We start from the raw sequence: 15107 nt of genomic DNA on the forward strand, positions 1-15107 counted from the left end.
TATATAGAGCAATGCATATGCCAAGTTTTAACAGAGAAATAAAAGAATCTAAAACAAAGCCATTAAATTAAAAAATAAATCTATTTTATTGAAATACATGAATTTTATTTTTAGCTCCATTTTATAAAACCATCCAAATATGTACTCTGAACAAAATCGTTTATATTTACCCAAGCAATCACATCAATTGAGCATTCAGTAAATTTACCGGTTTAGTATTTTTCTAGTTTTACTATTCAAAGGACGTAAATTTATAAAGCCCAGTATTAAAGAGCACAGACTAAAACAATAAAGAACATAGAACCACCTAGAACATTTAAAAATAAAAATCAAAAAAATAGGCAGCGCTAAAGCTGCCTATTAATTAGGTAGTTATAGTTAATTCAATTAGGAACACTGAACAAAACGGAAGCTTGAGTAACACTTAGAACTACCAAGAATGAAACAGATCAGCCGTTAATCATCCGAGTTCTGCGTACCACGAAAGCTTTTATAGCTAATACCATAGCGCTCCATCCGTACCCCCAACATACGCCGGGTTAAGCCCAACTCCTCGGCAGCCTCGCCCATATGCCCGTTGGTATTTTTTAATGCTTCCACAATCATTTCATATTCTACAGCGCGCACTTTATCTTCAAGGGTAAGGCCAAAAGCGGTGCCACTTTCTTTAGACGTCTGTAGAGATGGCGGTAGGTTATAGCTATGAACTACATCATCATCGGAGAGGATAACCGCCCGCTCCATCACATTTTCCAGCTCGCGGACGTTACCCGGCCAATGGTAGCTCATCAGCATATTTAGGGCTGGCGTGGAAATACGTTTGATGCTCTTAGCGTTTTCTTCAGAAAAGGTACTGACAAAATGATCTGCTAAGGCAATCACATCACTGCCCCGCTCTCGTAAAGGAGGCACGGTGATGGGGAATACATGCAAGCGATAGTACAGATCCTCACGGAAGGTTCCTTGCTCCACCATCTCCGCTAAATTGCGGTTGGTCGCTGCAATGATACGCACATCAATCTTAACCGGCTTACTGCCACCCACCCGTTCAAAGGTTCGGTTCTGCAACACACGCAGCAGCTTAGCTTGCACCGTTAGGCTCAATTCGCCTACTTCGTCTAAAAAGATGGTGCCGCCATCAGCCTGCTCAAAGCAGCCTTTATGCATGGATAAAGCTCCAGTAAAGGAGCCCTTCTCATGGCCAAACAATTCACTTTCAGCGAGATTTTCCGGTAAGGCGGCACAGTTGGAGGTAATAAAGGGTGCTTCTGCATTCGGGCTGTTGTAATGGATTGCATTAGCCACCAACTCTTTACCTACACCGCTTTCACCCAGAATCAATACCGTTGCTTTGGTGGAAGCTACTTTATGAATCAGCTCGTACACCTCCTGCATAGGCTTGGAGTTACCAATGATGTTGGTCGGCTTAAAACGCTCTTTCAGGGCGTGTTTAAGGCGACGGTTTTCATTTTCCAAACGTACTTTGTCGATGTTTTCAATCAGGTACAGCTCCACCACCGGCGCAATCATGGTGGCGATCATGGTCAATAATTCCACGTCCTGCTTAAGTAGACGCTGGTTCATATACACCCGCTCTGCGGCAATGGTGCCTAACACCTTACGGGCGCGCATAATCGGCACACAGAAAAACGCTGACTTGGCTTTGGAGGAACGTTGTGCCTCGGTGCGGTCTGAAAAGTCGGGATGGTCTTGCACACGGCGCGCAATAATGGCTTTACCGGTCTCCACCACTTTGCCGGTAATGCCTTCTCCAAGGGTATATACGCCCCGTTTTTGCTCTTCCTCCGTAAGCCCAAAGCTGTCATGGATAAAGATATTTTCTGCAGGCATGTCGTATAGGGTGACGATACCCCGCTCCATCTTTAAATGCTGCTGCATAATGCCCAGTATTATCGACAAAGCATTCGCTAGATTGGCACTGTCGGTAATAATCTGACTGATCTTATAAAGAAGAGGGAGCATCTTCACCCGGCATTCGCCGGTGAAGCAGTGGCTAAACTCCTCGACAAAGTAATCCATATCCAATTCGAGGGTTGCCTGATTGTTCATGCCAATCCACCTTATCGTCAGTAGTTTTCGACTAGAGGCGGCCTCAACGCCACCTCCATTTTTAGATATATTTTTCTATATAACGATATCCTAGGGATAAGTATCAAGGCCTGATAAAATAGGCCAGTCCAGAAAATACACTCAGGGCGAATAGCATCGCTATTTAATGTACTTTTAGGTAAAAACCATTGCTTTTATAGGGATATTCTTACTCTGAACTTAAGGTTTTAAATGGAACGGCATGCTTATTGCGCTATGGGATAGGTCTTCTATAAAGACAGCCCTTTTTCCTATACCAGATGCCAGGTTCAATTGAAGGAGTTGCTATGGATACCCAGCCTGATTGTGCAGAGAACACACTAACGGAAGAGCAGCGCATTGCGATTATTAGTGAAACCATTGAGCGACTACGCCCTGGCCTCCAAGCAGATGGAGGAGATATGGAGATCGTTGCGATTGAGGGCTACAAAGTCCGTCTGCGTTTGAAGGGTATGTGTGCTGGCTGCACCTCCTCTGGAGAAACCTTGGGAGGCATTCGTCGCCAATTAATGCTGGCATTAGGCGAAGACCAACCCATTCTGGTCTTACCTGAGTTAAGACCTATTTAACTAGAAGTAATAAGGAATTGCTGTAATGACCGATCAAACTGATGAGGAATACCGGGAAGCCCCCAGTGACCGCACCCACGTTAAGCGTTATCACTGGCTAGCCCGTTACGATCAGGAAACGGTGAAAGCCATTTTAGATGCAACCCCCCTCGCCCATGTGGGTTGCATGATGAATGGCGTTCCCTTTGTAACCCCTACCTTCTTTTGGCGTGAAGGGGATCGAGTGTACTGGCACGGCTCTAGCGCAGGCCGAATGTTCCATGCTTTAGAGCATCAAGACATTTGTTTCACCGTTTCCATGCTGGACGGTTTGGTAATTGCTCGATCTGCGTACAATTTTAACTGCAATTTCCGCTCAGTGATGCTGCTTGGACGAGCTGAGCTGATTAAGGATGAAGACGAAAAAGCCGAAAAATTGCGCAATTTTGTAAATGGACTGATACCAGGCGAATGGGAGCGCTTACGTCCTGTATATCCCAAGGAAATCAAAGCCACCGCGATTGCTTCTATGTCCATAGCCGAAGCTTCTTGCAAAGTACGCACAGGCCCGCCCATTGATGATGATGAAGACTATACCCACCCCTCTTGGGCTGGAGTGATTCCTATACGTTATCAAGTTCTGCCTCCTGAGCCTGATCCCCGTAATCTTCCGGATGTTTCTATGCCGGAAGATGTTCTGAAATTCCGTTTAGGTTAGGTATTGTTAGCGAAGGATAATCTTATCCTTCGCTGTTTTTGAGTATTTGTTTTACTGATTTATGATTATGCGAACTAATGTTCTATCGACAAGAGTTCGCAAAAGACCATCAAGCTGTTACTGTACCGAACCTTTTAAATTAACCACTTAGGATCAATTCGCTTAATGCGTTTTTCTTATCCTTATGCGTTTATATTTCCAACAAATCGCGACTGTACGTTCTGGAGATTGACTGATGAGCGTCATTAGATCGCATATCCCCCTAAGGTGGTGGTACTTCATCGGCATGCTATTGATCAGCTTAGGATCCATGCAGAAAGCCAACGCAGCACCACAGCACGCTCTGACGCTGTACGGAGAGCCACCAAAATATCCCGAAAATTTCAGCCATTTTGAATACGTTAACCCAGACGCACCTAAAGGTGGCGTTATGCGGCAAGCAGGCATCGGCAGTTTTAACACCCTTAATCCTTTCATCAATAAGGGCGTTGCGGCTGAAAATATTGAACTGTTGTACGACACTCTGACCAAAAACAGTCAGGACGAAGCCTTCACCGTATACGGCCTACTGGCCGAACGCATTGAAAAAGCACCCAATAACCGCTGGGTACGTTTTTATCTACGCCCAGAAGCTAAGTTTCATGATGGCCAGCCAGTCACGGCAGAAGATGTAGCCTTCAGTTTTGAAATCCTCACCACACAGGGGGCTCCCCAATACCGTGCCTACTATGCAGATGTAGAGCGAGTGGTTGTAGAATCTAAATCCCGCGTGCGTTTTGAGTTTAAGCACGGTGGCAACCGAGAGCTGCCGCTGATCTTGGGCCAACTCCCCGTACTGCCTAAGCACTGGTGGGAAAATAGAGAGTTCAACTCAGGAAGTATGGAGCCCCCATTAGGCAGTGGCCCCTACCGTGTTGAGCGCGTTGACCCCGGTCGATCCATCCACTACGCACGAGTCCCTGATTATTGGGGCAAAGACCTAGCGGTCAACCGAGGTTTGGACAACTTCGACCGCCTCATCTTTGATTACTACCTTGATACCGACATTGCACTACAAGCCTTTAAAGCCGGTAAGTTCGACTACTGGCTAGAAATCATGGCTAAAAATTGGGCAACAGCGTACGACATTGATGCGGTACGCAGTGGAAAGATTAAAAGAGAAGAGTTGCCCAACCATAACCCTAGTGGCATGCAAGGCTTCATCTTCAATACTCGCCGCCCTCAGCTACAGGATCGGCGCGTGCGTGAAGCGCTCAGTCTGCTGTTTGATTTTGAATGGGCTAATCAGCGCCTATTCAATAATGCCTATACCCGAACCATCAGTTATTTTGATAACTCCGAGCTGGCTTCTAGTGGCCTTCCCAGTCCAGAAGAGCTCAAATTACTGGAACCCTTAAGGGCTCAAATTCCACCCGAAGTTTTTGAACAACCCTTTGTACTTCCAGTGACTCAGGGCAATGGCATCATCCGCGACCAACAACGCCGGGCCTATCAACTCTTAACCCAAGCCGGTTACCGAGTTGAAAACGACCAAATGGTTAATGCCCAGCACCAGCCTTTGGTTCTGGAGTTTTTGCTCACTCAAGCGGGCTTTGAACGCATTTTGCTCCCCTATAAACGCAACTTAGCGGATTTAGGCATTGAACTGAATATTCGCCGCGTGGACATATCCCAATACATCAATCGCCTGCGCTCGCGTGATTACGACATGATCGTCTCAGGCTTTAGTCAATCCAACTCACCGGGCAATGAACAACGCGAATACTGGCACTCCAGCACAGCAGATAATCCGGGTAGCCGTAACTTCATTGGCCTTAAAAGCCCCGCCATTGACCAACTGGTTGACCAGCTCATTCAATCTGACTCACGAGCTGAACTCGTTACCCGTACCCGTGCCTTAGACCGTGTACTGCTGTGGGGATACTACGTCATCCCAAACTGGCACATTAAAACTTGGCGAGTCGCCTACTGGAATCACCTAGATCGCCCCGCCGTTACGCCACTATACGACATTGGCTTACGGGGCTGGTGGTATAAAGCTTCCCCTGCTCAACCAGCTCAGGAACCCTAAGATGCTGTCTTACATCCTGCGGCGCTTGCTGCTGATTATTCCGACCCTGTTTGGCATCTTGCTGTTAAATTTCATTATTGTACAAGCCGTTCCTGGTGGCCCAGTAGAACAGGCCATTGCCAAACTGGAAGGCTTAGATGGCGCACTGGTCGGTCGTGGCGGAGCAGATCAAGTTTCTGGGCCCCACTACCGAGGCCGGCAAGGACTTGATCCTGAGCTGATTGCCAGTATCGAACGTCAATATGGCTTCGATAAACCTCCGACTGAGCGCTTTTGGCTCATGCTTACTAATTATCTAACTCTTGACTTCGGGGAAAGCTTTTTCCGAGACACCAAAGTCATAGACCTCATCTTAGAAAAAATGCCGGTCTCCATTTCCTTAGGGTTATGGAGCACTTTGATCGTATACCTTATATCCATCCCGCTGGGGATTGCCAAAGCCACTCGGCACGGTAGCCCCTTTGATGTCTGGACTAGCTCCATCATCGTGGTGGGCTACGCGGTTCCAGCATTTTTATTTGGCGTACTGCTGATTCTGCTGTTTGCGGGGGGAAGTTACTGGAATTGGTTTCCTTTACGCGGACTCACCTCCGATGACTTCGATGAGCTGAGTTTTTTGGGGAAAATCCTCGATTACTTCTGGCATCTCGTACTGCCCACGACAGCCATAGTGATCGGCAACTTCGCTACCTTGACGCTGCTCACCAAAAACAGCTTTTTGGATGAGATTAACAAACAATACGTGATGACCGCGCGGGCTAAGGGTTTAAGTCCCAACCGAGTGCTGTATGGGCATGTATTCCGCAATGCCATGCTGATCATCATTGCGGGCTTCCCAGCCGCTTTTATTGGCATGTTTTTTACCGGAGCCTTACTGATTGAAGTGGTGTTTTCTTTAGATGGCCTAGGCCTGCTCAGTTTTGAATCGGCGATCAACCGCGACTATCCGGTGGTATTTGGCACCCTATTCTTATTCACCTTAGTGGGCTTACTGCTCAAGCTGGTGGGAGATTTGACCTATACCCTCGTCGATCCACGTATTAACTTTGACAGTCGGGAGCAATGAAGATGACTTTATCGCCCCTTAATGCTCGACGCTTTGCGCTGTTCAAAGCCAATCGCCGAGGCTGGTGGTCACTGTGGATTTTTCTGGTTTTATTTGTTTTCAGCCTCGGTGCTGAGCTGATCGCCAACGATAAACCCCTAGTCGTTAAGTACGATGGAGAATGGTTTTTTCCCATCTTCAAACGCTATCCAGAGACGACTTTTGGGGGTGAGTTTCCTCTGCAAGCTAATTACAAAAATCCCTATATTCAAGAGCTTATCGCGGCTAAGCAGGGCTGGATGCTTTGGCCGCTGATTCCCTTTAGCCACGACAGCGTAAATTACGACTTAGCCGTCCCAGCCCCCGCACCTCCCTCTTTCAGCAATTGGTTAGGAACCGACGACCAAGCCCGTGATGTCTTAGCTCAGGTGATTTACGGCTTTAGATTATCGGTAACCTTTGCCCTAGTGCTCACCTTGTTCAGCTCCATACTGGGCGTATTGGCTGGAGCCGTTCAGGGCTTTTACGGCGGCTGGGTTGATCTGATGGGCCAGCGGTTTTTGGAAATCTGGTCAGGTCTTCCGGTGTTGTATTTAGTCATCATCATCACCAGTTTTATCCAGCCTGACTTTTGGATTCTCTTAGGCATCATGCTGCTATTTTCTTGGATGACGCTGGTGGACGTAGTACGCGCCGAATTTTTACGCGGACGTAACCTAGAGTACGTGCGCGCGGCCCGCGCCCTTGGGATGCCAAATACGGGCATTATGTTCCGACATATTTTACCCAACGCGATGGTGTCTACTCTGACCTTTCTGCCCTTCATCCTCACCACCGCCATCGGAACCCTCACAGCGCTGGACTTTCTGGGCTTTGGCTTGCCACCGGGAGCCCCCTCTTTAGGCGAGTTAGTAGCTCAGGGTAAAAATAATCTGCAAGCGCCTTGGTTAGCTATCACTGCCTTTGCGGTATTAGCTTTGATGCTCAGCCTATTGGTTTTTATTGGCGAAGCGGCCCGTGATGCCTTTGATCCAAGGAAATGATATGCCCGACGTTTTACTTGAAATTCAAGATCTTAGCATCGAGTTTGTCAGCGGTCAGCAGATCAATCCTGCGGTGACTCAAGCCAGTTTCTCCATTTATAAAGGAGAAACTTTGGCCTTAGTGGGCGAAAGTGGCTCTGGTAAATCCGTAACGGCTCATGCACTGCTTCGGCTGCTCCCTATTACTGCTCAGCTCAATGGGAAAATCCTCTACGGCCAAGAGGATTTGCTTACCGCCAAAGAGTCTCGCCTACAAGCCTTGCGCGGCAATAAGATCTCTATGATCTTTCAGGAGCCCATGACCTCGCTGAATCCGCTACATAGCGTTGAGCGGCAAATAAACGAAGTGCTCACACTGCACAAAGGATTACGCGGTCAGGCGGCCACAGAGCGCACCCTAGAGCTACTCAAGCTTGTCGGTATTACACGACCCGAGCAACGCTTAAAAGCCTACCCTCATGAACTGTCTGGCGGGCAACGGCAAAGAGTCATGATCGCTATGGCGTTGGCCAACGAGCCTGAACTGCTGATTGCTGATGAGCCAACCACCGCCCTTGATGTCAGCGTACAAGCCAAAATCCTAAAGCTGCTGAAGGAGCTACAAGATAAGCTGGGCATGGCTCTACTGCTGATCAGCCACGATCTGAATCTGGTTCGGCGGATTGCTCAGCGGGTATGTGTCATGCAAAAAGGGCAGATCGTGGAGCAAAATGACACTGCCCGTCTGTTCAGCCAACCTCAGCATCCCTACACTCAAGAATTATTAGCCTCAGAGCCCAAAGGTCGGCCCAATTACGCCACGACTAAAGCGGCCCCTATTTTAGAAGTCAAAAACCTACAGGTTCACTTCCCGATCAAAAAAGGGCTCTTCCAGCGTGTTTGCGATTATGTGCACGCTGTGGATGGTGTCAGCTTTGGTATCCCCAGCGGTCAAACCTTGGGCATTGTGGGTGAAAGTGGCTCGGGGAAAACTAGCCTTGGTTTGGCCATTCTGCGATTACTCAACAGCCAAGGAAGTATTCAGTTTCAAGGACAAGCTCTAGACCAGCTTAACCAGAAGGATATGCGCCCGATTCGCCGCCAAATGCAGGTGGTATTTCAAGACCCTTACGGTAGTTTGAGTCCACGGCTATCCATTGGGCAAATCATCGCGGAGGGCTTAGAAGTCCACCGAATCGGGACTACTGAGGAGCGTGAGCAGGCCGTGATACAGGCTCTGACCGAGGTAGGCTTAGATCCGGCAATGCGTCATCGCTATCCCCATGAGTGCTCTGGTGGACAGCGGCAGCGGATTGCCATTGCTCGTGCGTTAGTCTTAAAACCTGCTTTGATTTTGCTGGATGAACCTACCTCCGCACTGGATCGCACGGTACAGGCACAAATCGTCGAGCTTTTACGCCAATTGCAGCAGAAATATAATCTGACCTACCTATTTATTAGCCACGATCTGGCAGTTGTGCGTGCCTTAAGCCATCAGCTTATCGTCATAAAACAAGGTCAGGTGGTGGAACAGGGCTCAGCCGAGACCCTGTTCGATGCTCCGCAACATCCCTATACCCAGCAACTGCTTGAGGCGGCTTTTATGAATGCCCCTCCAACGGCTGGACAACCAGAAAAAGAGGAACACATCCATGGCTTTTCTTAGTGGCAAACGCATTTTGATTGTTGGCGTTGCCAGCAAGCTCTCCATCGCCTCTGGCATCGCGGCGGCCATGCACCGCGAAGGCGCTGAATTAGCCTTTACCTACCAAAACGAGAAACTCAAAGGCCGAGTTGAAGAGTTCGCCAGCACCTGGGGTTCAAGCCCTGAACTCTGCTTCCCCTGTGATGTAGGCAATGACGAAGAAATTGCCCAAGTATTTGCCGCTCTGAGCCAAAAATGGGATGGACTAGACGGCATCGTGCATTCCGTTGGCTTTGCTCCCGGTGACCAACTGGACGGTGACTTTACCCAAGCGACCACCCGCGAAGGCTTCCGCATTGCCCACGATATCAGCGCCTACAGCTTCGTTGCCTTGGCAAAAGCAGGCCGCGAGATGATGCAAGGACGTAATGGTAGCCTGCTGACACTGTCCTATTTGGGCGCTGAGCGTACCATGCCAAACTACAACGTCATGGGTATGGCCAAAGCCAGCCTAGAGGCTGGTGTACGTTACTTGGCCAGCAGCCTTGGCCCAGAAGGAATACGGGTTAACGCCATTTCTGCTGGCCCTATCCGCACCTTAGCGGCCTCTGGCATCGCTAACTTCCGCAAAATGCTGGCGGCCAACGAACGTCAAACCCCCTTACGCCGTAACGTCACCATTGAAGAAGTAGGCAACGCCGGTGCTTTCTTATGCTCTGATTTAGCATCCGGCATCAGTGGTGAAATTCTGTATGTAGACGGTGGCTTTAACACCACCGCTATGGGGCCTTTGGAGTAACCCAATCCCGAAGCCAAAAAGAACCCGCATTTTGTGCGGGTTCTTTTTTTACAGCTTATGCCAATTAATAGCCTCTGTTAAAAGCGCTTAATTTCAGCCGTTGAACGCAATAGATTCATATAAGCAGCAAAGTCCTGCTGCCCAATCCGAGAAGCCAATACACGCTTATACTCTTGACGCTGCTCTTGAGTAAGGCTTTTGGTATCCGGCTCAGCTACGCCATCCAAACGTACAATCACAAAATCCCCCGAACTCAGCACTACATGGCCATAAATCGGACGATCAGACGTAGGCTTAGGTAAGCGGAACACAACCTGCATCACAGCGGGATCTACCCCTTCCTGCACACGCCCAGCCGCTTCTAACACCTGCCACACCGATTGGGGCTTCGCCTCTTCCCCCGTAGCTGAAGCGACAACGGGAGATGGCTCATCAGATTTAGCCTCATCAGCAACCACAGCCTCTGCTGCTTCTGTTACTTCAGCAGCAGTCTCCGTTTTTTGCTCAGAAGCCTGTGCTACAACAGCGGTAGAGTCTTCTGCGGGGGCAGTTGCCACTACGGGAGTAGCCTCTGGGACAGGTGCAGATTCAGGCTGTACGGCTTCAGGAGCCTGCACCTGAGTAGCAGCTGTAGTAACCGCTGGAGGATCTTGCAGCTCTCCAGAGCGCAGCTTGGTTAAAATCGCCTCACCTTCTTGGCGCACCTGCTCAGCCGCTTTCTCAGTTTTGAGTTTCTGAGCGATCTGGTCTTTCACCTGCTCCAAAGGCAGTTGGTCAGCTTTCAGATGCTGTTTCAAATGCATCACCACAACGGTCTCTGGATCTAACTCAATCAACGCGCTATTGAGCTTCTCGTTCAGAACACCATCACTAAAAGCGGTTTGAATAAACTGCGGATTAGCTGTAACTCCCTCGCCTATTCCTTCACGCCCAAAAGCAGCCGTAGTTTGAATGCTCAAACCCAACTCCTGAGCCGGGCCTTTAAGGTCAAGCGACTCATAAGCCGCTGTTTCCAGTTGCTTAGTGGCATCTACAAAGCGTTGCTCTACTTGCTCGGTTTTGAGCTCACGCACTAACTCTGGTTTTAGAGTATCAAAACTTGGAATCTCTGCCGCTTTAACACCCAGTAGCTTAATCAGGTGCCACCCGAAACGAGATTTTACCGGCTCGGAAATTTCACCCTCTTTCAAAGCATAAACGGCTTGCTCAAAGGCAGGATCAAAAACGCCTTTACCTACAAAGCCTAGATCACCACCCTCAGCAGAAGACCCCAAATCCTCGGAGAATTCTTTGGCCAAAGCAGCAAAATCCTCACCTTGGCTCAGGCGCGTACGGATTTGCTCCAGTTTAGCTTTAGCCTCTGCTTCACCCGTAGTCGCCTCAATCAAGATATGCGCGGCACGACGTTGCTCACTCAGGTTGGCAATCTTTTGCTCGTACAGAGCCTTAACCTTGGCCTCATCCACAGTGACTTGATCAAAGAAGGCTTCTTTTTCCAAAGCAACATAATCGACAATCACCTGTTCTGAAGAGCGGAACTGAGCAGCGTGCTTGGTGTAATAATCCTTAATCTCTTCATCCGTTACAGATACCGATTGCTGGGCCACTGGAAGCGTCCAGAAACCAAAATCCCGTGTTTGACGCTCTAAGCGTGCAAAAGCTTCAACCTGCTGATCGGTTGAAAATGCAGTAGCCATCAATCCTGCACGCAATTGGCCAATCAGCATCTCTTGCTCTAGCAATTGGCGAAATTGCATGCGGGTATAGCCCATCTGACCAATGATCTGATCAAAACGGCTGGCGGCAAACTGGCCATCAATTTGGAACTCTGGCGTATCCAAAATGACTTGATCTAAAGCAGCCTGCGAATAGGCAAACCCAAAGTTACGGGTCGCCTGTAATAACAACAGACGGTCAATGATGCCGTTCAGTACCGAGCCACGTAGTAATTCATCGCGCAACAGGGTGGGATCAAATCCGGCGCCCAATTGCTGCATTAATTGAGCACGCTGGGCATTAATAGCCTGTTGCAATTCGCTCTGGGCAACCGGCTCGCCATTGACACGAGCGACCTCTTGCGCGTTCTGAGCGCTACTGAATAGGGTTTCAACCCCGGTTAGGGCCAGCAACATAATGATGAGGCCAATGATGGTCTTGGCAATCCAGCCCTGAGAGTTATCCCTGATATTTTGAAGCATGAATCCTCCGTCAGAGAGTTTGGGTTCTGCGGTAGGTACAGTGCGGATAAAAGAAAGGCGCATCATCAATGCGCCTTATCTTAATTTAAGGTTCTCTATCTACGACGAGATAGGCTCACCTCAATTGACTGCATCCTTGAGCGCTTTACCGGCCTTAAATCCGGGAATTTTAGCCGCCTCAATGTTAATCGGCTTGCCGGTTTGTGGGTTACGGCCCACACGCGCGGCACGATCTTTCACAGAAAAAGTACCAAAACCCACCAGAACCACGGAATCACCCGTTTTCAAGGCTTCAGTAACAGACTCGATCACTGCATCTAAGGCTTTACCCGCAGTTGCTTTTGGGATATCCGCAGATGCCGCAATAGCGTCGATCAGTTCCGATTTATTCACTCTAGAATCCCCTTATTCCTACTGAGTCTATGATGTTCGGGTACAAGCAAAGTGGTGCTGGAATGACGGAAGTTTGACCAGCCAACCTAACGGACTTCGAAAAGCCTAACCCTGCTTAATGCGTGCTGATTCGGTCTTTAGAATCAGCCTCACGGCTGTCCTCTTTGGCAACCAGTTCCGGAGCTGCATCTGGCAAGGGCTCCGGGGCGTATTGCAGCGCAATTTGCAGGACTTCGTCAATCCACTTAACGGGCTTAATCTCAAGGTCTTGCTGGATATTTTCCGGTATTTCTTTCAAATCCCGTCGATTGTCCTCAGGGATGATCACCGTCTTGATGCCACCCCGATGTGCCGCCAGTAATTTCTCTTTCAAACCACCGATGGCTAGCACCTGTCCTCTGAGGGTAATTTCCCCCGTCATGGCTACATCGGCACGTACCGGAATCTCGGTTAAGGAGGATACCAGAGCCGTACACATGCCAATACCCGCACTGGGGCCATCTTTCGGTGTGGCCCCTTCAGGAACGTGAATATGGATGTCTTGGCGCTCATGGAAATCCGGCGCAATACCCAAACTTTTAGCGCGACTACGCACCACAGTTAAAGCTGCGGTGATGGACTCACCCATCACATCGCCTAAAGAGCCCGTTTTCGTCATACGGCCTTTACCTGGAACCACTACGGCCTCAATGGTCAAGAGTTCACCACCTACCTGAGTCCAAGCCAACCCCGTTACTTGGCCGATCTGATTTTGTTCCTCAGCCAAACCATAGCGGTGTTTACGCACTCCTAAATAGTGCTCCAAACGCTCCGCTGTGATGTGCTCTTTGGTCTTTTTGCTGGCAATGTGCTCACGCACCACACGTCGAGCGACCTTAGCCAGTTGGCGTTCTAGGCTCCGGACACCCGCTTCGCGTGTGTAGTAGCGGATCATGTCCCGGATCGCATCTGAGTCAAACTCCAGCTCAGATTTCTTCAGACCATTGGCCTGAATTTGCTTAGGTGCTAAGTAGCGGCTAGCAATGTTAATTTTTTCGTCTTCGGTATAACCAGGCAAACGGATGATTTCCATACGATCCAGTAAAGGCGCTGGAATATTCATCGAGTTAGCCGTACAAAGGAACATTACGTCCGAAAGATCGTAATCAACTTCTAGGTAATGGTCGTTGAAGTTATGGTTTTGTTCAGGATCCAAAACTTCCAACAAGGCAGAGGCCGGATCACCGCGCATATCACTGCTCATTTTGTCGATTTCGTCCAACAAAAATAAAGGATTACGCACCCCTACTTTGGTCATCTTTTGAATTAATCGACCAGGCATGGAGCCAATATAAGTACGGCGATGGCCTCGAATTTCTGCCTCATCACGCACACCACCTAAAGCCATGCGTATGAATTTGCGATTAGTGGCTCGCGCAATGGATTCTGCCAACGAGGTTTTACCGACTCCGGGTGGGCCTACTAAGCACAATACTGGCCCCTTAAGCTTCTTAACTCGTTTTTGTACAGCAAGGTACTCAAGGATGCGCTCTTTAACTTCCTCCAATCCGTAGTGCTCTTCATCCAAGATTTGCTCGGCTTTATCTAAGTCTAAGCGAATCTTGCTGCTGGCTTTCCAAGGCACATTGGTCAGCCAGTCGATATAGGAGCGCACTACGGTAGCCTCAGCAGACATGGGGGACATCTGCTTGAGCTTGTTTAGCTCAGCCATTGCTTTAGTATGAGCTTCCTCAGTCATACCCGCATTATCGATACGCTTTTTCAGCTCATCGACTTCATTATGGGCTTCATCAATATCGCCTAGCTCTTTTTGAATAGCCTTCATTTGCTCATTCAAATAGTACTCGCGCTGGCTACGCTCCATTTGCTTTTTAACGCGACCGCGAATGCGTTTTTCCACTTGCAGGAGATCAATTTCAGCATCCAGCAGTGCCAAGACGTGCTCAACCCGTGCTGCTAAATCTGTGTTTTCCAGAATTTGCTGTTTTTGCTCCAGCTTCAGCGCCATGTGCGCCGCTATGGTATCGACCAAGCGGGAAGGATCGGTGATGCCGGTCAGTGAGCTTAAAACCTCGGCGGGGACTTTTTTACCCAACTGGGCATATTCTTCAAATTGACTGAGTAAAGTACGCACAAATACTTCAGCTTCACGCTCGGAGATTTCGGCCTCTTGAACGAGCTGAACTTCAGCTTGAAAGTAATCACCGGCATCTGAGAAATGCTCTATAAGAGCACACTGCTCACCCTCTACCAGCACTTTAACTGTACCATCCGGCAACTTCAGCAGTTGCAGTATGGTCGCCAAAGTACCTACCCGATAAAGATCTTCTTCTTTAGGGTCATCGTCGGCTGGATTTTTTTGGGCAACTAACAAAATCTGTTTGTTACCCTGCATGGCGACATCCAAAGCCTCTATAGAGCGCTCACGCCCCACAAATAAGGGGATAACCATGTGTGGGTAGACCACGACATCACGCAGCGGCAAAAGAGGCAATACGGTAGTTGTATTCATAGCGTTCACTCTACCCGACTAGTGGCCACAGGTTAACTGCTTGACCT

At 48.9% G+C, this 15107-nt stretch carries 11 protein-coding genes; 7 read left to right on the top strand and 4 right to left on the bottom strand.

The features are described from left to right. Nucleotides 1-456: 456 nt before the first annotated feature. Nucleotides 457-2070, bottom strand: coding sequence for a sigma-54 interaction domain-containing protein (locus tag LX59_RS06500; RefSeq protein WP_144571044.1), 1614 nt, complete (start codon nucleotides 2068-2070; stop codon nucleotides 457-459). A 326-nt stretch (nucleotides 2071-2396) separates the two neighbouring features. Between LX59_RS06500 and LX59_RS06505 the strand changes: the two genes are divergently transcribed. The 7 genes from LX59_RS06505 to fabI all read left to right on the top strand — a co-directional run bounded on the left by LX59_RS06505 (nucleotide 2397) and on the right by fabI (nucleotide 9957). Beyond that, on the top strand, nucleotides 2397-2678 hold the full coding sequence (locus LX59_RS06505; RefSeq protein WP_144571045.1) for a NifU family protein: 282 nt from the start codon (nucleotides 2397-2399) through the stop codon (nucleotides 2676-2678). Between the two features lie 25 nt (nucleotides 2679-2703). After that, nucleotides 2704-3375, top strand: a complete 672-nt coding sequence (locus LX59_RS06510; protein ID WP_144571046.1) for a pyridoxamine 5'-phosphate oxidase family protein — start codon at nucleotides 2704-2706, stop codon at nucleotides 3373-3375. Between the two features lie 286 nt (nucleotides 3376-3661). After that, the gene (locus tag LX59_RS06515) at nucleotides 3662-5446 is read left to right on the top strand and encodes an extracellular solute-binding protein (protein ID WP_144571254.1); all 1785 of its coding nucleotides are present in this window, start codon (nucleotides 3662-3664) and stop codon (nucleotides 5444-5446) included. A 1-nt stretch (nucleotide 5447) separates the two neighbouring features. Then, on the top strand, nucleotides 5448-6512 hold the full coding sequence (locus LX59_RS06520) for a microcin C ABC transporter permease YejB (protein WP_144571047.1): 1065 nt from the start codon (nucleotides 5448-5450) through the stop codon (nucleotides 6510-6512). A gap of 2 nt (nucleotides 6513-6514) precedes the next feature. After that, complete coding sequence (locus LX59_RS06525) at nucleotides 6515-7534, top strand: ABC transporter permease (protein WP_144571048.1); 1020 nt, start codon at nucleotides 6515-6517, stop codon at nucleotides 7532-7534. A 1-nt stretch (nucleotide 7535) separates the two neighbouring features. Next, a complete protein-coding gene (locus LX59_RS06530; RefSeq protein WP_144571049.1) occupies nucleotides 7536-9179 on the top strand; it encodes an ABC transporter ATP-binding protein in 1644 nt (547 codons plus the stop codon). Then, nucleotides 9166-9957 (top strand): enoyl-ACP reductase FabI, encoded by a 792-nt coding sequence (gene fabI / locus LX59_RS06535; protein WP_144571050.1) that lies wholly within the window; start codon nucleotides 9166-9168, stop codon nucleotides 9955-9957. Before LX59_RS06530 ends, fabI begins: the two co-directional genes overlap by 14 nt. Before the next feature lie 77 nt (nucleotides 9958-10034). On the opposite strand, the gene LX59_RS06540 is transcribed toward fabI, so the two are convergent. The 3 genes from LX59_RS06540 to lon form a co-directional block, all read right to left on the bottom strand. Beyond that, nucleotides 10035-12155, bottom strand: a complete 2121-nt coding sequence (locus LX59_RS06540) for a SurA N-terminal domain-containing protein (RefSeq protein ID WP_144571255.1) — start codon at nucleotides 12153-12155, stop codon at nucleotides 10035-10037. Between the two features lie 120 nt (nucleotides 12156-12275). Continuing rightward, nucleotides 12276-12548: an HU family DNA-binding protein gene (locus tag LX59_RS06545; RefSeq protein ID WP_144571051.1), complete on the bottom strand. Its 273-nt coding sequence runs from the start codon at nucleotides 12546-12548 to the stop codon at nucleotides 12276-12278. Nucleotides 12549-12663: 115 nt separating this feature from the next. Next, entirely contained in the window at nucleotides 12664-15060 is a 2397-nt protein-coding gene (gene lon / locus LX59_RS06550; protein ID WP_144571052.1) for an endopeptidase La, read from the bottom strand. Between the last annotated feature and the right edge of the window lie 47 nt (nucleotides 15061-15107).

It is taken from the genome of Azomonas agilis (assembly GCF_007830255.1).
Classification (GTDB): Bacteria; Pseudomonadota; Gammaproteobacteria; order Pseudomonadales; family Pseudomonadaceae; genus Azomonas; species Azomonas agilis.

Excerpts from the sequence above, each read along its gene's own strand:
- LX59_RS06500 (WP_144571044.1), bottom strand. The coding sequence starts at position 2,070 with ATGAACAATCAGGCAACCCTCGAATTGGATATGGATTACTTTGTCGAG.
- LX59_RS06505 (WP_144571045.1), top strand. The coding sequence starts at position 2,397 with ATGGATACCCAGCCTGATTGTGCAGAGAACACACTAACGGAAGAGCAG.
- LX59_RS06510 (WP_144571046.1), top strand. The coding sequence starts at position 2,704 with ATGACCGATCAAACTGATGAGGAATACCGGGAAGCCCCCAGTGACCGC.
- LX59_RS06515 (WP_144571254.1), top strand. The coding sequence starts at position 3,662 with ATGCTATTGATCAGCTTAGGATCCATGCAGAAAGCCAACGCAGCACCA.
- LX59_RS06520 (WP_144571047.1), top strand. The coding sequence starts at position 5,448 with ATGCTGTCTTACATCCTGCGGCGCTTGCTGCTGATTATTCCGACCCTG.
- LX59_RS06525 (WP_144571048.1), top strand. The coding sequence starts at position 6,515 with ATGACTTTATCGCCCCTTAATGCTCGACGCTTTGCGCTGTTCAAAGCC.
- LX59_RS06530 (WP_144571049.1), top strand. The coding sequence starts at position 7,536 with ATGCCCGACGTTTTACTTGAAATTCAAGATCTTAGCATCGAGTTTGTC.
- fabI (WP_144571050.1), top strand. The coding sequence starts at position 9,166 with ATGGCTTTTCTTAGTGGCAAACGCATTTTGATTGTTGGCGTTGCCAGC.
- LX59_RS06540 (WP_144571255.1), bottom strand. The coding sequence starts at position 12,155 with ATGCTTCAAAATATCAGGGATAACTCTCAGGGCTGGATTGCCAAGACC.
- lon (WP_144571052.1), bottom strand. The coding sequence starts at position 15,060 with ATGAATACAACTACCGTATTGCCTCTTTTGCCGCTGCGTGATGTCGTG.